Genomic DNA, 20095 nt, shown 5'->3' on the forward strand with positions numbered 1-20095 from the left:
GGGCGACGAAGTGCCGGAAGCGGGTGAAGGACATGACGTGATCGGCATGGGTGCGTTGCGCCCCGAACGTCATTCGAGGGCGTCGGGGAAAGCGGTCTGCTGGTAGCCGCCGCGCAGGGTGCCGTCGATGTACGCCGCACGCGAGGCCCGGCGGGCGATCTTGCCGCTGGAGGTACGCGGAATCGAACCGGCCGGAACCAGCAGCACGTCGCGGACCATCACGCCGTGCCGGGAGGCGACCGCGGCGCGGACCGTGTCGGCGACGTCCTGCGGATCGGTCCGTTTACCAGGCCCGCGTTCGGCGACGATCACCAGTTGCTCCGACGCGTCGTCAGGATCGTAGGTCAGGCCGCTCGCCGCGAACTCGAATACCTCGGTCGGCAACTGGTTGACGGGTACGGCGAACGCCGAGACGAACCCCGGACGCAGCGCGGTACTGGTTTCCTGCGCGGTGAACTCCAGGTCCTGCGGGTAATGGTTGCGGCCGTCGACGATCACCAGGTCCTTGACACGGCCGGTGATGTACAGCTCGCCGTCGACCCACACGCCGTAGTCACCGGTACGCATCCACTTGGCGTCGTCGGGGACGCCGTCGGCATGGCTGCCCTCGGCGAGCCGGGTGACCAGGCGGTTGTCGAAGGTTTCGCGGGTCTCGTCGTCCTTACCCCAGTAGCCGGCGCCGATGTTGGCGCCGTGCAGCCAGATCTCGCCGATCTGCGCGTCGGGGAGTTCGGTCGCGGTGTCGGCGTCGACGATGGTGGCCCACTGATCCCGGGCGACCTGACCGCACGAGACCTGGGTGACCGCACCCGGTGCGTCGGCGTCGACGAACGCGAAGCGTCCCGCGTTGAGTTCCTCGCGGTCGACGTGGACGACCTTGGCCTCGTTCTCGCGCTTGGTGGCCGACACGAAGAGAGTGGCCTCGGCCATGCCGTAGCACGGCTTGATGGCCGTCTTGGACAGCCCGTACGGCTCGAACGCGTCGTTGAACTTCCTCATCGAACTGACGGTGACCGGCTCCGAGCCGTTGATCAGGCCGATGACGTTGGACAGGTCCAGCTCTTCACCAGGACGTGGCAGGCCGCGCAGCGCGGCGTGCTCGAAGGCGAAGTTGGGCGCGGCGGCGTAGGTCTCGGCGCCGTCGGCGGAGGCGAGTTCCTTGATCCAGCGGCCGGGGCGGCGGATGAACGCCTGCGGGCTCATGATGGTGATGTAGCTGCCGCCGAGCGCGGGCAGGATGACCGTGAGCAGGCCCATGTCGTGGAACAGCGGCAGCCAGGTGACCCCACGTGCGGACTTGTTGATCTCGATGGTGTCGCAGATCTGCAGCACGTTGGTGGCCACGGCCCGGTGGGTGATCTCGACGCCCGCGGGGGTGCGGGTGGAGCCGGACGTGTATTGCAGGTAGGCGATGGTGTCGAGGTTGTGTTCGGGGCCGACGACCGGCGGGGTCCAGCCCGAGCCGACCGAATCCGGGACCGCGTCGACCGCGATCACCCTGGGGCGCTGCTTGGCAGGCAGGGGGGCGAAGTAGTCGCGCACCGCCTCCGCCGCCTTGGTGGAGGTGAGGATCGCGGCGGGCGTACAGTCGGCGAGCACCGCCTCGAGCCGGTCGGTGTGGCCGGGCTCGTCGGGCGAGAACAGCGGCACGGCCACATTGCCTGCGTAGAGGGCGGCGAAGAAGCCGATCACGTACTCGAGCCCCTGCGGGGCGAGGATCGCGACCCGGTCGCCGCGCGCGGTGACCTGCTGCAGGCGGGCGGCCACGGCACGCAGTCGTTTACCGAACTGGGCCCAGGTCAGGTCCTGCGGTTCGCCGTCACGTTCCCGGCTGTAGTCGATGAACCTGTACGCCAGCGTGTCAGCCTGCTCGCGTACGTTGCGTTCGACATAGGCGACGAGCGTCACATTCTCCTGTAGCCGGAGATGTCCGTCCTCATCGACGAACTCCGAGAGTTCGGTGTTCAGCATCACTTCTCCTGTGGTCCCGGTGGACCTGTTGTCTCCACCCCGTATGCCGTGCCACCGGTCCCCGCACCGGCGTTGGCACGACCCTGCATTTCCCTACACCACCGGTTTCCCTGTGCCCCCACCAATTGCGACCTGGTAGTGACGCAACCGTAGCGCAAACGTTATCTCAGTGGAAACGGACTCCGTATCATCAATTGCCAGTTCAGCGGCCTGAACCGGCGTTCTTGCCGGGGCCAGGTCGTATTTCGTCAAAGCTGCCACAGAGGTTACTCGCGACAGTCGGACATCGTACTTGAGTCCGCTCAATATCCGGGAACGCTCATTCGCCCTTCAGCAACGCCAGCACCGGCGCGAACGCGTCGAGTTGCGTGGGGAACACACCGACGTACGACATCGTCGTGCGTCGACGCACCTCACGGATCTGGTCGGCGATCTGCTCGAACGTCCCGAACGCCAGGTACGGCGACTGCAACACGTCCTCGACGGTCAGCTCGACGTCCTTGGCGATGTTCGGCGGGTAGCCCTGATCGATCGCCTGCAGGGCCATCTCGGCCGTCGCCTCCCGGTCGTCGGTGATCACGATGGTGGCGATCGTCCAGTTCAGCTCGATCTCGCTGAACCGGTCACCGGCGGCCTGCCTGATCCGGTCGACCCGTTCGAGCGTCTTCTCCATCGTCATGTCCGACAGCCGCAGCTTGCCCTCGGCAGTGGTGCCTGTGGCCACCGAGATGATGTTGGCGTGCTTGGCGGCCAGCGCCAGCATCCTGGGGCCGCCGCCGCCGACCGCGATCGGCGGACGCGGACCCTGGCGCGGGCGCGGAGTGCCCTGCAAACCGTTGATGGTGTAGAACTCGCCCTCGAAATCGACCGTCTGTCCGCGCATCAGGCCGTCGAGGATCGTCAGCGCCTCATCGAGCCGGCGGATGCGCACACCCGGCTTCTCGAACTCCAGACCGGCCTTGTCGAACTCCTCTTTCATCCAGCCCGCACCGATGCCCAGCTCGAGCCGCCCCTTGGACAGGACGTCGATGGTGTTGGCCTCCTTGGCCAGCAGCGCGGGGTGACGCCACCCGTTGGCCAGCACCGAGGTGCCCAGCCGGATCCGGTCGGTGGCCTGCGACAAAGCGCCGAGCGCGGCGAGCGGTCCGACCTGGTTGCCCAGGTGATCGGGCACCGCGAAGGTGTCGTAGCCGTACTCTTCGGCGGTCTGGGCGAGCTGGACGAACTTGCGCGCACCACCCTCCTCTTTGTTGCCCTCGCCGCCCGCGCCGAAGCGGAACTTGCGCAGGCCCTCAGGCGTGGTGACCTCGCTCAAGAGAACTCCTCTATTGTCTCCGTCATGTGTGGGCAGCCAGGTGGGGGCAACGACCACGGTGGTGGCCGCTTCCCGGTCTGCACGACGTGGCTATTTTTGCACGCGCCCGACGTGGCTCTGCCGGGAGTCACCTGTTTGGGGACGTTTCGGCGGCGCGTGGATCTCAGCCATTGTCACACGTGATCTTACTCACGAGTAAGGGAGATGTTGACGAGCACTAGTAGTGCTCGGGCACCGGAGCCTCATCGATGCGTTTGGCGGCCCAGCCGTACAGCCAGTCGGTGGCGCTCATGCCGCCGGCCGACCAGTACCTGGTGGTTCCGTACATCGCGTGGACCGGGCTGTTGAGCGCGCCCGAGAGCTGCGAGATCGCCTTGATCGGATTGGTGACCGTCGGTGCGTCGCAGATCATGTCACCTGACGCGCAGATCGAGTACACCCGGTCCCCGAGCTCCCCGAAACCCCCGCGACCACCGGTCATGGTGATGCCGGGGACGAGGCTGCCGAAACCGCTGAGCGACACCTCCGCACCGACACCGTCCGGGCTCGGGCCGACGTCGTGCTGCTTGCCGGACTCGCGCCGCCCGTCGGCGATGAGACCGACCCCGAGGACCAGATCCTGATCGGAGGCGGCGATCGGTCCACGACCCGCGGCAATGCTCTGGGCCAGGTCACCGACGATGACCGCACCCTGCGAGAAACCCATCAGCACGAAGCCGGTCAACGGACACTCGCGGTTGAGCTTGGCCATCTTGGCAGCGGCCCGCTGATACCCCTGCTTGCGTGAGTCGTTGTAGTCCATCTGCCGGTCGGCCAGATTGGTGGGATTCCGGAACTGCGCCGTGTACGGCACGGTGTACACGTCGGTGCGCGATTGCTCGAACTGCTTCTGCAGCGGTGCGGACACCTTCAGCAGCAGCGACCTCGGGTTGGCCGTCGGGTTGTGCGGATCGTCGTCGGCGGACGACTCCCAGGTGCCGGGGACCACGAGCGTCAGCACATCGGGACAGTCGGCCGGTTGCGCCGTCGGTCGCGGGGTGGACGGTGAACTGGGCGGATTCTCGGGTATCCAACCGGTTCCGGGTTTCAGCAGCATGACCACCAGGACGACGACGAGGGCAATCGCCACCACCGCGAGAAGTCCCAGGAACAGCAGAAACTTGGGCACTCGCCGCTTGGGCGGTGCCGCTTTCGAGCGGGCCATCGACGACTCGCTAACAGTATTCGGTGCGCGCGGCCCGGATCACCTTGTCGGCCTTGGCACTGGCCTCGGTGACGGAATTGGTGCCCGGCCCCACGGACGCGGTCACATACGCCTTGACGGTCACCGGATCGGTGCCCTTCTTCTTCTCGCTGCAGATGTACGCGCCCATGGTGAGAGCGACGTTGTTGTCGGTGTCACCCATGAACGTGACGTTCTGGCGTTTGAGGGCCCGCAGGTAGTTCTCCTGCTTCGGGGTGAGCTTGACGTTCTGGGGTGCGGCAACGCTCTCGGTGGCAGCGTCGTTCTGGGCAGGGGTGTTCCGGCTCCCGCCGTTCTGGGCTCCGCCGTTCTGGGCTCCCCCGTTCTGGGCTCCCCCGTTCCCGTTGTCCTGGCCACCGTTGTTGCGGACGCTGTTGCGCCGGGTGCTCGGCGCGTTGGTCACCTCGGTCGACTCGTCCGCACCGGCGGCTGTGGATTCGGCGCCCGTGCTCTCGGCGCCGGTCCCGTTGTCGTCGGGCTCCTCGGTGCGGGACTCGGAGCTGGAGATCTTGTCGACCGTCGTGCCGGCGGTGGCTCCCGACCTCATCGACGTGGTGGTGACCTGGTTATTGGTGAGCGGTGCCGAGGCCGTCGAATCATCCGAGCAGGCGGTCATGGCTCCGGCCACCAGTGCCGCACCGGCCGCCAGCATCGCCGACCGAATGATCGTCCTCGTCGTCGTCATCGCCACTTCCTCTTGTGTCACGCGTTTGCACCCCGCCAGAGGCCAGGCTACAACCGCGTGGCGACGATTCTTGCCGCCGGAACGCCCCACCAGCGGAAACACCGCAATTCCTCAGCGAAGATTTAGGCTTTTGGGCGCCTCACACCCAGACAAGCGCCTCTCCGGCGGGCCCTGATGAACCGGCCGGAGAGGCGCTTGCGTGTCGCTGTCCGAAGATCGCTGAGCTGAAGATCCCCTATCTGAAAGATCCCCTATCTGAAAGATCCCCTATCTGAATATCTTCGTCCCGTTCTTCGCATCCCAGGTGATTCTGCCGCGCTGGAACGTGTTGTAGCGGCCCTTGCGGTCGCGCGTGGAAAGTTCGTCACTGGTGGGCAGTCCGAGAGGACCGCCGGGACCGCCGGCGCCGGAGTAAGCGCCGCCGATCGCGCCGACCACGATCTTGGGACCCTTGGGTCCGGAGATGATCCGGCCGCCGAAGAAATCCTGGGCCCGGCCACCGGGCACCGCGTAGTCGGGTGTCAGGCAGTTCCCGAGAACCTTCTTGTGCTTGGCGGCGGCCTTCTTGAAGTTGCCGTAGACGGCGCAGTTGACCTTGTCACCGGCCAGGCCCAGCGCCGACGCCGCCTGCGGCCAGGCCTGCTGCATCTCGAACTGCCAGTACGGCCAGGTGTGGGTGCCCGACGGCCGGTACACCACACGTGCTGCGACGCCCTCCTCGGCGAGCTTGATGGCGAACTGCTGGCTGGTGACGCGGGAGAGCAGTTCGAGGCCGACACCGGCGTAGTTGGTGGCCAGCAGCGGAATGTCGGACGGTTGGTCGTGCGGACCGATGACACCGTTGCCCGACGAGATGTAGAGGCTGGTGCCCTGCAGCTTGTCAGCGAGCAGGTAGGGGTCATGTTCCTGCCAGGCCGGGTCGCTCGGCTTGCCGAACATCTTTTCCGAGTCGTAGCCGCCACCGTCATTCTGGGCGAACTGGATGGCCTGGGCCATGCCGGGCGAGGTGAACTGCAGAATGCCGGAGAACGACGCCGCGAACTTGTAGAAGCCGGGGTTGCGCGCAGCGAGCATCATCGCCGCCGAACCACCCATCGACAGGCCCATGATGCCGCGCACCTTGGTCGAGCGCCAGTCCTTCTCCAGGATCGGTGGCAGTTCCTTCATCAGGAAGGTCTCCCACATGTAGTGCTTGCCGCGGTCGGGCTGCTGCCAGTCGGTGTAGAAGCTCGACTCACCACCGACGGGCAGGACGACGTTGACGTTCTTGTCCTTGTAGAAGTCGATCACGTTGGTGTTGAGGATCCAGCCGCTCTGGTTGTCCTGGGCGCGCAGGCCGTCGAGCATGGTCAGCTGCGGGAACCTGGCGTTCGGCTTGGCATACCAGTCGCGGGCGAGCAGCAGCTGCACCTGGATATTGGTCTTCATCGCGGGCGAGTACACCCAGATCGCCACCCGGCGACTGCTGTACCAGTAGATGTTGGTGACCTTGACGCGGTCGTTGGTGGTTGCCGCCGGGGCGGGCACCTTCGTCGGCTCGGCGGCCGGTTTGCGGACTGCCTGGGGCGCCGGTTTCGGTGCGGGCCTGGCCGGGGTCACCTTGGCCGGTGCGGGTGCTGCCGGCGCCGCGTCCGCGGGTACCGTCCCGGCCACGAGACTCAGTGCGATAGCACCCGCACCGACCGCGGAAGCCGCGGCGACCCTCGTACGTCCCGAAGCCCGGCCGGCGCCACGCCGCGCCGCCCGGTTACCGATGCCGTCATCACCGCAGGCACCGCTACTGCCGTTGGTACCGCGCGCCGTTTGCCACATCGCTGATCTCCTCCGCCGGGCACGAACACATAAGTCACATTTGCACCACTGACCACAAATGTCTCAGGTGTTTCATACACTGCCCAGGCCGACAACGCACCCCCGCCACGCTGTGTCGCATGTGATCAATGTGATTTGTGATGCTCTTGTGACACCGATACACGAAAAAATCCCCCGATCCGCGCGAACGGATCGGGGGATTTCAGACGAGAGGCGCGGCGGTGCTACCTGAAGAAGCCGCGGTTCTTGGCGTCCCAGACCATGTCCTGCCAGTAGCCCCACGAGTGGGTGCCCATCGCGTAACTGCTCATGACGGGGACTCCGTTGAGGTTGGCGAACAGTTCGAACGCCTTGGTCTGGGTGAACGAGAGCAGCTCGAGCGGCGCTCCCTTGAACACGTCGTTGAACAGGCTCATGGAGCTGCTGCCACCGTCGAAGCTGTGCTGACCGACGATGCCGTTTCCGGAACCGACGTACACCTTCATGCCGCGCAGGCCTTGGATATTCCAGGCGGCGTCATTGCTGCGCCAGCGGGGGCTCCAGGGCGGTCCGAACATGGAGTCGACGTTGAACGGCGAGGGCGAGATGTCAAGCATCGACAGCCGGATCGCGGTGCGCATGCCGGGGGCGGTCATCCAGTTGTAGCCGGACAGCGAGGCGGCGCGGTCGAAGTTCTGCCGGTTCTGGGCGGCGATGGTCAGTGCGGCACCACCACCGGAGGACAGGCCCATGATGGCGTACTTGCCGTTGCCCACACGGAAGCCGTTGGCATCGAGCGTGCGGATGAGGCTCCTGGTGATGACGCAGCGCCACTTGTAAGTGAACGGCTGGGCGTTGAAGTTGGAGGGGGCATCCCAGTCGGCATAGAAGCTGGCCGGGCCGCCGACCGGCTGGACGACGTTGACGCCGGCGTTGACGAGCTTCTGGACGTTGGTGTTGATCTCCCAGCCGCTGTAGCCGTATTCGGCGCGCATGCCGTCGAGGAGGATGACGGTCTTGTAGTTGCCCTGCTTCTTCCAGGTGCGGACCTTCACGCCGTCGGCCTCACCGGCCGACTTGTTCTTCCAGGGACCGCTGGTGAAGTTCGGCATCCCGCAGCTGTTGATGCGGTATTCCTTGAACAGAGGGGTGTCGTTGATCCTGGCGCCGGCCTCACCTGCGGTTACGCCGACCAGCCCTACCGCTGTGGCCAACGACAGCAAGCCCACAAGTAGGCGGGACCGGCCTTTACGGCGCCCCGTGTGCTTTTCTGCACCTTCGCGCATCGACTACTACTCCTCATTTCGGGACCGGGCATCGGTGGTGTACCGATGACCCCGCCACCCTGCTTATGCGACAGCGGCGCTCACCACATAGATCGCTGCACATCTGCGTGCATGCATCGGTTGGCGAGCCTATTGCAAGCCGGGCAGGCTGACAAACGGTGTGATCTGTATCACTATCTCATAGCGATCACATCTGCTGTTCAGCCGACTCACAGTGGGACTGTCGTCAGTGTCCCCGCGAACGTTACCGATTCGAGATACGAAGACACAACTGTTCGGCGGCATCATTCGCAGATTCTCAGCCGGCCGTGGTCTCAGTTGCCGGTGTTGTCAGTTTCCCGGTGTTCTTCAGTCCGGTGTTCTTCAGTCCGGTGTTCTTCAGTTCCGCTGTTCTTCAGTTCCCAGGGCTGGGCGGGGTCAGCCCGCAGCGCAGGATCTCGTACTTCGGCTCACGCTGGATGCGGTAGCCGTTGAAGCGGTAGGCGTTCTTCAGGTTGTCGACGAACCGGTCCCACGTCCAGGTGCCTTCATAGGAGCGGTAACGCTCCTTGGTCTCCGGGCAGGTCAGCGCCACCTTGGCCTCGGCGACGGTGTCCTCGTCGAGGTAGCTGGGCAGTTCCGGCTTCTTCGACACCGCCCTGGCCTCGGCGACCACCCACTCCGACCGCAGGTTCTTGTCGTGCCCGATGCGGCCGTCGATGAGTCGTTCGGTGTGCGCGGCGAGCGGATAGGCCAGCCCCATCTGGTCGACGACGCGCACGTCGAGCGGCGCGTTCATGCTCGTCATTCCCAGGTTGAGGAAGTAGACGGTCAGCTTGCGCTTGGCCTCCGGCGTCGAGTCGGGCAGCGGCGCGACGTACCAGTCGTCGTAGTCGGACGACGGCAGGATGACCCCGCCCTGCCCGCGGTACTCCTCGATCCGCCGGGCCATCGCCCGCATGCGCGGATAGTCGAGATAGTCCTCCGCTGTCACCGGGTTCTGGATGCCCATGTTGGTGACGTAGAAGCGACGTTCGTCGACGATGCCGCTGCGGCCGATGCTCGTGCCGGCGTTCGGCAGGACCGTCGAGTGGTACAGACAGCCCCACACGAGGGTCGCGACCCAGATCGCCGCGAGCGCCACGGCCCCGCCGACGCGGATCCTGGCCCGGCGTGCGGCGGGCGCTCCGGCGGTGCCGCGCAACTGCGACCAACTCGCCGGGATCGTCACCGGCACGGTCATCAGCGGCAGCAGCAGCGTGAACATCGGGTTGAGCAGCACCCGGCCGTGCATGAAGTCGCCGCCCTGCCGCATCCAGTACACGGCACCGATGGCGCCGGCCACGACGACGGTCACGGTCACCCCCGTGGGCGACTGCAGCCGCGCCGACCAGCCGGCCGCCCGCTCCCGCAATCCGGTGACCTCACCTTGTACCGGGCCGCGCACCAGCCGGCCGTCGACGCCGAGCACCACGGCGACGACGATCAGCAGGATCAGCGGCAGCACCAGCAGGTACGGCGAGAACAGGTTGCCGACGTAGTCGAAGCCCTGCGCCCACTTGGAGCCGCTGGCGTCCTTGGCGACTGCCGGGTTGGGTACGAGCAGGGCGTAATAGCCCATCCGGAAGATCTGGTAGCCCACGGGCAGCACGCCGGCGACGACGACGATCCCGGCGCGTAGCCGCCACGACGCAGGTGCGGCCACCATCGCCAGCAGCACCAGCCCGCCGAGCACGGCCAGTTCGGGGCGGATCAGTGGGGCAAGGCCCGCGGTGAACGCGAGCCCCAGTGTGGCCGGGCTATTGGTGCGTCCCGAGGCGCTGCGAATATCCCCCCTCGCTTCGCTCGACCGGCCGCGTCTGCCCCACGCCACGAACTGACACCACAGCGCCGCGATCCAGAAGATGCACAGCCCGTTCTCCAGGCCGCTGGTCGCGAAGTCGCGGGCCGGTGGCACCGCGATGTAGACGATCGCGCCCAGCGGCAGCAGCAGCGTCCAGCCGGGAGCCGCCGACGATCGGTCACGCCCGATGCGGTCGGCGTACAGCCGGGCCGTGCCGTACATGGCTAGCGGGATGGCCGTCACCGACAGCACCAGCGCCACCCACAGCGCCACGTACTCGAGTTGGCCGTCGGTGATCCACGCCCAGAACCACAGCAGATACGTCCACGCGGTGGATGTGTTGGCCTCGACCCGCTCGCCCGCGTTGAACACCGGGCCGTTGCCGGCGAACAGGTTGCGCAGGGTACGCAGGACGATCAGGCCGTCGTCGGCGATCCACCTGCGCTGCCAGGCACCGATCGCGAAGAAGACGGTGACCCCGATCGCGCCGACGGCGAAGCTGACCGCGCTCACCCACTGCCGTGCGCCCAGCCCCTTGATGCGGGCGGTCACCCCGGTGTCGCGATCCTCGTCGTCGCCGAACAGGTCGGCAAGGCTCGCCGCCGGTGGGGCTGTTTTCTCAGAACGCCGTGTTCGTCTCTCAGAACGCATAAACCGCCACACCCACGCAGATGATCCAGGCAACCGCCAAGAACTGCAGGATGCGGTCGCCCAGGGCGATCTCTTCGGGTTCGCCCGCGGCACCGCCGTCGACGTCGACCGCGTACCGCAGGATCGCGACGGTGAACGGGACTATGGAGATCGAGTAGAAGACGTTGTCGCCGTGGCTACCGCCGGGGCCGGTGTCCAGCGCCCACAGGCCGTAGCAGAGCACCACCGACGTCGCCGACAGCGTCCACACGAACCGCAGGTAGGTAGCGGTATAGTACTCCAGCGACTTGCGGATCTTGGCGCCGGTTCGCTCGGCGTACACGAGTTCGGCGTAGCGTTTGCCGGCCGCCATGAACAGCGATCCGAATGCCATGACCAGCAGGAACCAGCGCGACAGACCCTCGGGCAGCTGCGCGGCCACACCACCGGCGATGGCCCGGATCAAGAAGCCCGACGACACGATGCAGATGTCGATGACGGCCTGGTGTTTGAGGCCGAAGCAGTAACCGAGCTGGATGGCGAAGTAGACGGCGATGGTGACCGCTGTCTGCCAGTTCGCCAGGAACGAAATACCGATCGCCGCGAGCGCGAGCACCGCCGCAAGCACGAATGCCAGCTTCTGCGGCACCACTCCCGCCGCGATCGGCCGGAACCGCTTGGTCGGATGGTTACGGTCGGCCTCGACGTCGAGGGCATCGTTGATCAGGTAGGTGGCCGAGGCGATCAGGCAGAACGCGACGAATGCGATGAGCACCCGCAGCATGGTGGCGCCGTCGGTGAGCACGTCGGTGCCCGCGGCCATCGGTGCGGCGAGGACCAGGACGTTCTTGACCCACTGCCGGGGCCGCAACGCCTTCACCAGTCCGGTCGCCAAGTTTTTCGGCGGGCCGAGCTGGGGGCCGTGCTCGATCGGTTCCTCGCTCATCGAAATGCTCGTCTCACTCCATGCCCGCGACGGTGCGGGCGATTCACTGCTGGGTCTGTCTCTCCGCGTTCGGTGCGCGAGTCACTCGGTGGGCGCACCCGATCGGTCCGGGAACAGTCTGTCACCTGCGACCACGGCCGCTGCGCTGACCGCTCCGATTCCGGCCCCGGCCAGCACATCGGTCGGATAGTGCACGCCCAGGACCAGCCGCGACAGCAGCATCGGCGGCACCAGCACCGCGGGCAGCGCGGCGGGCGGCAGACCCGCGGCCCGGCCGATCAGGATCGCGGCGGCCGTCGTCGACGTGGCGTGCGAGGACGGGAAGCTCAGCTTGGACGGGGTGCCCACACCGATCTCGATATCGGGATGGTTCGGTCGGGGCCTGCGCACCACCCGTTTGATGACGACGGACGCGGCGTGCGCACCGAACGCGCCGACACCGGCCTCGATCCAGCGGCGACGTGCGGCGTGATCGCCTTTCACGTGCGCGAGCGCAGCGCCCGCTCCGGCGATCGCGAGCCAGCCGAGGGAGTGCTCACCGAAATGGGACAGTCCGCGGGCGGACTCCCGGACACCCGGCCGGTGCGCCAGCGCCGACTGAATACCGACCAGGACGGCCGCTTCCCCTGTCGGGGCTCCCAGGTCAGTCGATTCCGAAGACATTCGCCCAGCTCTCCTTGCTCGTCAGGTCCGCATGCGCGCGGCGGTAGGCCTCGCGCATCTCGGGGAAGCGGTCCTTGACCTCTTTCACCAGCGCCGCCGACTCGCGGGCCAGCGCGATCATCTTGTCACGATCACGCTGCCGGTAGACCACCCCACGGCCGTCGGCTGTGGTCACGGTCACGCCGTCGACGCGGCCGAGGCTGAACCATCGCGCCTCGATGGGCGGGTAGTTGGCCTGCGGCACCTCGTGGTGACGGGGATCGGCCGGACGCAGATTGTTGCGCACCGCCCCGGCCAGGGCCTTCACCTTGGCGATCGGGTTCTTCGGTTCGTTGACTCCGAGATGGGTGGCCTCGCCGCTGGTGCGCGGCAGGTCCTGCGCCGACGGCAGCACGACGGCGTCGGGGAACTCCTTGCGCATCGCCGCCACCTTGGGCAGCGCGGTGGGCAGCAGGCTGCGGATGTGGTCGGGGCCGGCGAGGAAGTCGCGGATCGCCTCGTTCTGGATGGCGACCGTCGAATACTCCAGGCACAGCAGATGTTTGGCGGTCGCCTTGGCCATCGACTGCAGAATGCCGCCGATCGGACCGTCGTGATGGATGGAGGCGACCACGAGGCGGTTGCGCAGATGGAAGTAGGCCTGCCAGTCGATGGCGTCGTCCTTGTCGCTCCACGCCATGTGCCAGATCGCAATGCCCGGCACCGTCGCCGTCGGATAGCCGGCTTTGGCTGCGCGCAAGGCGAATTCCCAGTCGTCCCACTTGATGAACAGCGGCATCGGCAGGCCGATCTTCTCCGCGCATTCGCGGGGGATCATGCACATCCACCAGCCGTTGCCCTCAACATCGATGCGCCGGTGCAGATTCTTGGAGTTATCACGGTCGCGCAGTGGGTATTTGGCGAAGTCGTGGTCGTATTCGACGAACGGTGCCGCCGTCCACATGAAGGTGTGCCGGTCGATGGCCTCACCCATGCAGTGCAGGTGACTGCGGTCCTGCAGATTGAGCATCTGACCGCCGACGAGCATGGGGGACTTGGCGAATCGCGACAGCGCCAGGGCCCGCAGGATCGAGTCGGGTTCGATGGCGATGTCGTCGTCCATGTACAGCACGTACGGGCTGTCGGTCAGGCGCAGCGCCTCGTACATGATGCGGGCGTATCCGCCTGAGCCGCCGAGGTTTCCCTGGTCGAAGATGTGCAGCCGGTCGCCGAGCGCGGCGGCGGCGTCGGTGTAGCCGGGTTCGTCGACCACCTTGCGGGTGCCCTGATCGGGCATCAGCACGGCGTCGACGACTGCGTCGACGAGCGGGTCGGAGGTGAGCGCGGCGAGTGCGGCGACGGCGTCGGTGGGCCGGTTGAACGTGGGGATGCCGACGGTGACCCGTTTGGTCTCCTCGTCGGGGGTGGGTGCCTCGATCGCCGAATACCATCCGGCGGAGACGATTTCGGTGTCGGTGTCGGTGGTGAGGTCGAACCAGATCCAGCCGCCGTCCTCGAACGGGCCGAGGTCGACTTCGAGTTCGATGCTGCCGCGGCCGGATTCGTCGACAGGAATCAGTTCGCCGCCGATACCGATGCGCGCACCGTCGAACTTGGAGCGGTACAGGTCGATCCGGCAGGTGCCGATCACCTCCACGCGCAGCACCACCGACTCCAGGATCGACCACCGTCGCCAGTAGGCGGCGGCGAAGGCGTTGAAGTACGCCTCGAAGCTGACCTGCGAATCCGGGCCCAGCACAACGGAAGTACGGCTCGGTGAGTGCGCCCTTCGCGAGTTCCGCTCGTCCTCCACCAGATACAGCGACCGCACGTCGACGGGTTCGCCGGGACGTGGGAAGATGACCCGCTGCAGAAGGGATTTCGCCTTGCTCATCGGTTCGCAAACTCCTTCTTCCTCGGGCTGGTTACGTCATGCGGCAGGGTCACCGGACCCCTCGTGACCCTCGCTCGTTCCTCGCATCGGCCTCGGGGATCAAAATGTGTCCCCGACCTTCCCGCGCCTTGCAAACAGGGATCAAGATGTGTCCCCAACTTTCTTGACCCCCGAAGAACCGCAACACCGACAGTCGACGGCCACCTTCTTGACCCCCGAAGAACCGCAACACCGACAGTTGACGGCCACCTTCTTGATCCCTGAGGAGCCGAGCCGCTAGGCGAGGCGTCTCGAAGGGTCCGGTGAGTCGCGGCTCCCAAACCTGTCACCTCACTCATGCGCCCCCCACCAGCGCCGCGCCGTCACGCAGGTGCGGCGCGAGGGTGTTGTCGAACATGGTGAGCGCACTGGCGATGGCCATGTGCATGTCCAGATACTGGTAGGTGCCCAGGCGACCACCGAAAAGAACTCTCGCCGAGACGGTTTCGCCCTTGGCCAGGTCGCGGTAGGCCGACAGCATCGTGCGATCGTCCGGGGTGTTGATCGGGTAGTACGGTTCGTCGGATTCGCCTGCGGCGCGGCTGTATTCACGCATGATGACTGTCTTGTCGGCCGGGTAGGTATCGCGTTCGGGATGGAAGTGCCGGAACTCGTGGATGCGGGTGTACGGGACGTCGGCGTCGTTGTAGTTCATCACCGGCGTGCCCTGGAAGTCACCGGTATCGAGCACCTCGGTCTCGAAATCGAGTGTGCGCCAGCCGAGCCGGCCCGCGGAGTAGTCGAAGTAGCGATCCAGCGGCCCGGTGTAGACGACCGGCGCGTCCGGGCTCGCGGCCCGCAGGTCGTCGCGGACGTCGAACCAGTCCGTGTCCAGCCGCACTTCGATCTTCTCGTCGGCGGCCATCTTCTCCAGCCACGCGGTGTACCCGTCGACGGGCAGCCCCTCGTAGGTGTCGTTGAAGTAGCGGTTGTCGAAGTTGTAGCGCACCGGCAGCCGGGTGATGTTGCCGGCGGGCAGCTCGGTGGGGTCGGTCTGCCACTGCTTGGCGGTGTAGTGCTTGAAAAACGCCTCGTACAGCGGCCGGCCGATCAGGCTGATCGCCTTCTCCTCGAAGTTCTGGGCGTCGGCGGTGTCGATCTCGCCGGCCTGCTCGGCGATCAGTGCGCGTGCCTCGTCGGGGCTGTAGTACTTGTCGAAGAACTGGCTGATCAGGCCCAGGCCCACCGGCAGCGGATAGGCCTGCCCCCGGTACAGCCCGAACACCCGGTGCTGGTAGCCGGTGAAGTCGGTGAACTGCCGCACGTAATCCCACACCCGCTTGTTGGAGGTATGGAACAGGTGCGCACCGTACTTGTGGATCTCGATGCCGGTCTCCGGCTCGGCCTCCGAGTAGGCATTGCCCCCGATGTGGTGCCGCCGTTCGACGACGAGGACCCGTTTGCCGAGCTGGGTTGCCGCCCGTTCCGCGATCGTCAGTCCGAAAAACCCTGATCCCACCACGAACAGGTCGTACTCATTACTCGATGCCACGAGTGCTCAGCCTATCGGACCGAACCTGAGGATAAGCAGAACGCGCCCCATGCGCTGCCGGGATCAGCGCAGGGCATCGTATCGGGGGAAGCCGACGACCGGTACCCCGCCCTTGCTCAGATAGTCGGCGAGAGCACGCCCGGCCAGCGCGTGGACTCCGGTGTCGGCGGAGAAGAACATCATGCCGCGCTGGAACAACGCGATGACGCCCTGACCGTCGGGGGTGAGGTTGGGGATGCCGATCGCCCGTCCGAGTACCCCGGTGAGGCCGCCGAGGTCGTCGAATCTGCCGTTGATCAGCTGCGTGCCCACCTCGAGCAGCTGCGCCGCACCAGGCAGAAGCTCGTCGAAGATGGTTTCGAGGATGCCGAGATCCGATCCGCCGCCGCGCGGCGGTGCGACAATCCTCGGCTTGCTCGTCTGCCCCTTGATCGCGAAGAACGACGACCGCAGGCCCAGCGTGGTGCGGGCATCCTCGCCGGTCACGACGACGCTGCCGGCCGAGCCGACCACCCGCACCTTCACGGCGCGGCCCCAGTTCGGTCCCAGTCCGTTGGCCTCGATCACCTCGAAGGAGCGCAGGGCACCCACGCCGAAGGCGCCGCCGATGGTGTTGGGACTCAGCGTCACGGTCCAGTTGTGCGACGGCGAGATGACGTCGCCCTTGTCCTCGACCGCGGGGAACTGCCCGCCTGCGGTGTAGCCGCCCGTCGACGCCGAGAACTCGGTGAACGCCGGCTTGCCCGCAGCGAGCCGGACCTGCCCGGCGGTCGCGTCGGCCGCGGCGTTGGTACGCCGATCCTCGACGGACGCACCGCCGTAGACCTGCGAGTTCTGGGTGTCGTCGATTCTCTTGCCGTCGGCGAGCGCGGCGAGCGCGTAGGTGCGTGCGGCCACGGCCTGCGCCTTGATGGCCTCGGCGCCACCGCCGTCGGCCCAGCCGGGGGATATCTCCTTCGGCAGGACACCCTTGACGTAGTCGTCGATGTGCACACGGTTGACCACGCGCCCGCCCGCGAAGCCCAGCGCGCCGCGATACTTGGCGCCCGAGCCGCAGAAGGTGAGGATCTCCCCGGCCGGCCTGCTCGGTCCGGCATGCAGCGGTTCGACGAAGGTGGCCCGCACGGATCGTACGATCGGCCCACCGCAGCCGCTGGTGATGTTCGCTGTGCCCCCGGCCAGGCTCACCGCCTGTCCGGGGGCGACGGTCTGCCCGCCGACCCGCATTCCGGCGACCGCACGCACAGAAACCGAGCCCCGATTCGTCAGAATGACGTCGATCTCGGACCTGTCCGCCTTCCCCGCGGTGGTGCCGCCGTAAAAATGGCGCAGGATCCTGCTTGCAGACCAGCCCTTCTTCGCATAGCCGTACGCACCCCATTGCCCCAGACCACGGCCATGACCGTGACCGTGACCGATCAAGGTCACCGGGCCGTTGGCGGCGAGTTCGACGTCGTCGGCCGAGTCGAATCCGGTCCCGAGCACGAGACCGCCGGCGACGATCACGGGCGCCAGGCCCAGCGCCGTCAACGACAGCCTGCGCTTGCGTGCATCCCGTGGCCGGGTGCCGGTCGTGAACATTCTCAGACGTGGCATGACCGCCGGACTCCCCTCGGGTTACCCCCGCATGTGGTTCGTAGCAGTGGGTGCGTACACGGGCAGGTCACCCGCCGCGAAGCCGTTGCAGCGGGAGACCAGCCGTGACTCATGTGACTAATGTTGCGAATGAGACTGTAGTGACCATAGTGAATCTCTCGCGATAACGATAACCCCACTAGATAACAACAGCATCACGAGTTTCATCTGAACGGCGCGTCGCTCACACCACAGGGCACAGCAGGCGCACAGGATGTACACGGTCGGCGACGCCGCATGACCCGGCAGGAGACTCACCGTGCGATACCCCAGAACCAAGCCACCGATCGTGCTCGCGATCGTCGCCGCGCTGGCCGTCGCGAGCCCGTTCGCGGTCACCTACTTCGGAGCCGATCCCGTCCCGGTCGATCGCACGAACACCGCCGGCATGACATCGGTCGAGGAGATCTCCCTGGCCGACCTCCCTACCTACGCCCTCGACATCGCCACATCGGGCCTCGCCGACCTCGGGATCAAGCTGCCGACGATCGATCCGGCACTGTTCCCCGACCCGGAGACCGGACGCACGGCCCCGGCACCGCCACGAGAACCATCGGCACCGCCGACACGAGAATCATCGGCACCGCCGAGGGGGTCGTTGCCGGACACCGAAGTCGTCAGAACCCCGGCGCCGCGGACCGTGAACCCCGTGCCCAGCTCGAAGATCACACCGGCCAAGCCGGCACCTGCGAAGACCGCGCCGACCAAGACGACACCGACCAAGACGACCTCGACAAGGACGGCACCGACAAGGCGTTCACCGCCGAAGACCACACCCGCAAAGGACGCCCCGGCAAAACGGTCTCCCACAAACAAGAAGCCGCCCACGAAAACGCCAACGGCGAAGCGATCACCGAAAACGGTCGCCCCGGGCTCGGACACGGCGGCGAGGATGCCGGTGGTCTCGCCGCGGATGGCCGACGGCCGACCCGTCGGCGCCGCTGTGCAACGCATCGCCAACAACGGAAAGCCCCTCAAGATGGTGGCGCTGACCTGGGACAAACCCATCGACGCCACCCCTTACCTGCGGGTCCAGGACAAGACCGGCAGATGGGGCCCGTGGACCGAGCTCGACACCGTCGACAGTGCGGGCAGCCCGGGACCGGGAGAACGGCGGCGCCAGAAGTACGTGGGCGGCACCGAACCGCTCTGGGTGGGCGACGCGAAGGCTGCCGAGGTCCTGCTCACCAGGAGCCGCAGAGCCATCCCCGCAGCCGAGACGCAGAGCGGGCTGCTCACCCAGCTGGGCATCGGATCGTCCGATTCGATCATCGCGACGCTCGTCGACACCGTGCTGTCGGCGGTCCGCGCGACGGTGATCACGCCGCGGGGCCTGTTGTCGATCGGATCGTCGGTGCTGACGTCGCTGGCCGGTGGTCCGAAGGTGATCTCGCGGGCCCAGTGGGGTGCCGACGAGAGAATCCGCTGCTCACGGCCCCGCTACAGTCCCCAGCTCAAGGGGGCGGTCGTCCACCACACCGCCGGATCCAACGACTACACGCCCCAGCAGTCCGCCGAGATCGTCCGCGGCATCTACGCGTATCACGCACAGGTCCTCAACTGGTGCGATATCGGCTACAACGTGCTCGTCGACAAGTACGGGCAGATCTTCGAAGGCGCCTACGGCGGTCTGGGCCGCAACGTGGAAGGCAACCACACCGGCGGGTTCAACCGGTCGACACTCGGATTGGCGATGATCGGCGACCTCAACGAGGCTGCGCCGACCGCGCAGATGGTCTCCGCCACCGGCCGTTTCCTGCGCTGGCGCCTGGGCCTGGCGAGGCTGTCACCGGTCGGCACCTCCGCCCTCGAGGCCCGCTACTTCGCCGACAGCAAGTTCGCGGCGGGCAGTGTCGCCGACGTACCGACGATCGCCGCTCACAGCGACCTCAACCACACCGACTGCCCCGGCCTGTACGGCGACGAGGCGCTCACCTCCATCCGCGCCATCGCCGCCGGCGGCACACCGATCGTCCCCGTCCGGCCCTCCCCGACCCGGGCAGCACCGACCCCCGTAGTGGCACCGGCCCCTGTTCCGACTGCACCTTCCGCCCGCTGAGTTACCGGGTCCGGCACAAGCCTGCGCGAGCATTCTGCTGCGAACTACGGCACAATGCGGCGTATGCGCGTGAAAAACACCTCGCAACCCTCCACCGTGTCCACTACCCGCCGCATCGCCGTGGCGGTCGCTGTCACGGCGGGTCTCAGCGGGCTTCTCGGTGGTGCCATTACCGCTCCCGACGCGGCGGCGGTACCCAGTGCGGAAACCACCGACAAGCCGGCCACCCAGAAGCCGCCCGCCGAGAAGGAGACCCCCAAGCCGGTGGTGAAGAAGCCGGTGGTGAAGAAGTCCAGGCCGATCGTGCGGGCCTGGGCGTCGCACGGCCGCATCTACATGAGCGCCATCAACCTGCCCGAGGGCCGCAAACTGTGCGGCCTCACCGTGCAGGTGGCCCCGCAGTACATCGGCAGCTACGACCCCATCAAACAGCTCGGCGACAGGTCCACCCGCGGCCGGTCGATCACCCTCGCCACCCAGCCGCTGCCGCCCGGCAACCACACGGTGAGCCTGCGCTGCTACAGCGGCGACGACGGCGGCACCATCGTCGCCTCGACCCGGCATGTGCAGATCGGTTTCATCGAGTGGGCGTCCTGATCCCGTTCTAAACCCCACCGATAGCGCCCGGCATCGCAATTATTGTGA

14 protein-coding genes are annotated in these 20095 nt (G+C 66.7%); 2 read left to right on the forward strand and 12 right to left on the reverse strand.

Annotated features, from left to right (window positions below; genetic code table 11):
* Positions 1 to 69: 69 nt before the first annotated feature.
* From fadD32 to KDB67_RS04435, 12 genes are all read right to left on the reverse strand, one after another.
* Positions 70 to 1971, reverse strand: coding sequence for a long-chain-fatty-acid--AMP ligase FadD32 (fadD32, locus tag KDB67_RS04380; protein WP_291012849.1), 1902 nt, complete (start codon positions 1969 to 1971; stop codon positions 70 to 72).
* A 319-nt stretch (positions 1972 to 2290) separates the two neighbouring features.
* Entirely contained in the window at positions 2291 to 3286 is a 996-nt protein-coding gene (locus KDB67_RS04385; protein WP_291012851.1) for an LLM class F420-dependent oxidoreductase, read from the reverse strand.
* Positions 3287 to 3503: 217 nt separating this feature from the next.
* Positions 3504 to 4490: a cutinase family protein gene (locus tag KDB67_RS04390; RefSeq protein ID WP_291012853.1), complete on the reverse strand. Its 987-nt coding sequence runs from the start codon at positions 4488 to 4490 to the stop codon at positions 3504 to 3506.
* 10 nt (positions 4491 to 4500) lie between these two features.
* On the reverse strand, positions 4501 to 5214 hold the full coding sequence (locus KDB67_RS04395) for a DUF732 domain-containing protein (RefSeq protein ID WP_291012855.1): 714 nt from the start codon (positions 5212 to 5214) through the stop codon (positions 4501 to 4503).
* Between the two features lie 267 nt (positions 5215 to 5481).
* Positions 5482 to 7026 (reverse strand): alpha/beta hydrolase-fold protein, encoded by a 1545-nt coding sequence (locus tag KDB67_RS04400; RefSeq protein ID WP_291012857.1) that lies wholly within the window; start codon positions 7024 to 7026, stop codon positions 5482 to 5484.
* A 224-nt stretch (positions 7027 to 7250) separates the two neighbouring features.
* On the reverse strand, positions 7251 to 8291 hold the full coding sequence (locus KDB67_RS04405) for an alpha/beta hydrolase family protein (protein ID WP_291012860.1): 1041 nt from the start codon (positions 8289 to 8291) through the stop codon (positions 7251 to 7253).
* A gap of 394 nt (positions 8292 to 8685) precedes the next feature.
* Positions 8686 to 10764 (reverse strand): flagellar motor control protein ZomB, encoded by a 2079-nt coding sequence (gene zomB, locus KDB67_RS04410; protein WP_291012862.1) that lies wholly within the window; start codon positions 10762 to 10764, stop codon positions 8686 to 8688.
* A complete protein-coding gene (locus KDB67_RS04415) occupies positions 10754 to 11689 on the reverse strand; it encodes a decaprenyl-phosphate phosphoribosyltransferase (RefSeq protein ID WP_291012864.1) in 936 nt (311 codons plus the stop codon). Before KDB67_RS04415 ends, zomB begins: the two co-directional genes overlap by 11 nt.
* A gap of 81 nt (positions 11690 to 11770) precedes the next feature.
* Complete coding sequence (locus KDB67_RS04420; RefSeq protein ID WP_291012866.1) at positions 11771 to 12352, reverse strand: phosphatase PAP2 family protein; 582 nt, start codon at positions 12350 to 12352, stop codon at positions 11771 to 11773.
* Positions 12333 to 14225 (reverse strand): glycosyltransferase, encoded by a 1893-nt coding sequence (locus KDB67_RS04425; RefSeq protein WP_291012868.1) that lies wholly within the window; start codon positions 14223 to 14225, stop codon positions 12333 to 12335. The genes KDB67_RS04420 and KDB67_RS04425 overlap by 20 nt, the downstream gene beginning before the upstream one ends.
* A 334-nt stretch (positions 14226 to 14559) precedes the next feature.
* Complete coding sequence (gene glf / locus KDB67_RS04430) at positions 14560 to 15756, reverse strand: UDP-galactopyranose mutase (RefSeq protein ID WP_291012871.1); 1197 nt, start codon at positions 15754 to 15756, stop codon at positions 14560 to 14562.
* 63 nt (positions 15757 to 15819) lie between these two features.
* The gene (locus KDB67_RS04435) at positions 15820 to 17352 is read right to left on the reverse strand and encodes a SpoIID/LytB domain-containing protein (RefSeq protein WP_291012873.1); all 1533 of its coding nucleotides are present in this window, start codon (positions 17350 to 17352) and stop codon (positions 15820 to 15822) included.
* 298 nt (positions 17353 to 17650) lie between these two features.
* Between KDB67_RS04435 and KDB67_RS04440 the strand changes: the two genes are divergently transcribed.
* Together KDB67_RS04440 and KDB67_RS04445 are read left to right on the forward strand one after the other, a co-directional pair.
* Positions 17651 to 19450, forward strand: coding sequence for an N-acetylmuramoyl-L-alanine amidase (locus tag KDB67_RS04440; protein WP_291012875.1), 1800 nt, complete (start codon positions 17651 to 17653; stop codon positions 19448 to 19450).
* A gap of 63 nt (positions 19451 to 19513) precedes the next feature.
* On the forward strand, positions 19514 to 20047 hold the full coding sequence (locus KDB67_RS04445; protein ID WP_291012877.1) for a hypothetical protein: 534 nt from the start codon (positions 19514 to 19516) through the stop codon (positions 20045 to 20047).
* Positions 20048 to 20095: the final 48 nt, after the last annotated feature.

The organism is Gordonia sp. (in: high G+C Gram-positive bacteria), assembly GCF_020438995.1.
Taxonomy (GTDB): domain Bacteria; phylum Actinomycetota; class Actinomycetes; order Mycobacteriales; family Mycobacteriaceae; genus Gordonia.

Bases quoted from the DNA above. Each gene is read 5' to 3' on its own strand.
- fadD32 (WP_291012849.1), bottom strand. From the start codon at position 1,971: ATGCTGAACACCGAACTCTCGGAGTTCGTCGATGAGGACGGACATCTC.
- KDB67_RS04390 (WP_291012853.1), bottom strand. From the start codon at position 4,490: ATGGCCCGCTCGAAAGCGGCACCGCCCAAGCGGCGAGTGCCCAAGTTT.
- KDB67_RS04395 (WP_291012855.1), bottom strand. From the start codon at position 5,214: ATGACGACGACGAGGACGATCATTCGGTCGGCGATGCTGGCGGCCGGT.
- KDB67_RS04400 (WP_291012857.1), bottom strand. From the start codon at position 7,026: ATGTGGCAAACGGCGCGCGGTACCAACGGCAGTAGCGGTGCCTGCGGT.
- KDB67_RS04405 (WP_291012860.1), bottom strand. From the start codon at position 8,291: ATGCGCGAAGGTGCAGAAAAGCACACGGGGCGCCGTAAAGGCCGGTCC.
- zomB (WP_291012862.1), bottom strand. From the start codon at position 10,764: ATGCGTTCTGAGAGACGAACACGGCGTTCTGAGAAAACAGCCCCACCG.
- KDB67_RS04415 (WP_291012864.1), bottom strand. From the start codon at position 11,689: ATGAGCGAGGAACCGATCGAGCACGGCCCCCAGCTCGGCCCGCCGAAA.
- KDB67_RS04420 (WP_291012866.1), bottom strand. From the start codon at position 12,352: ATGTCTTCGGAATCGACTGACCTGGGAGCCCCGACAGGGGAAGCGGCC.
- KDB67_RS04425 (WP_291012868.1), bottom strand. From the start codon at position 14,225: ATGAGCAAGGCGAAATCCCTTCTGCAGCGGGTCATCTTCCCACGTCCC.
- KDB67_RS04435 (WP_291012873.1), bottom strand. From the start codon at position 17,352: ATGCCACGTCTGAGAATGTTCACGACCGGCACCCGGCCACGGGATGCA.
- KDB67_RS04445 (WP_291012877.1), top strand. From the start codon at position 19,514: ATGCGCGTGAAAAACACCTCGCAACCCTCCACCGTGTCCACTACCCGC.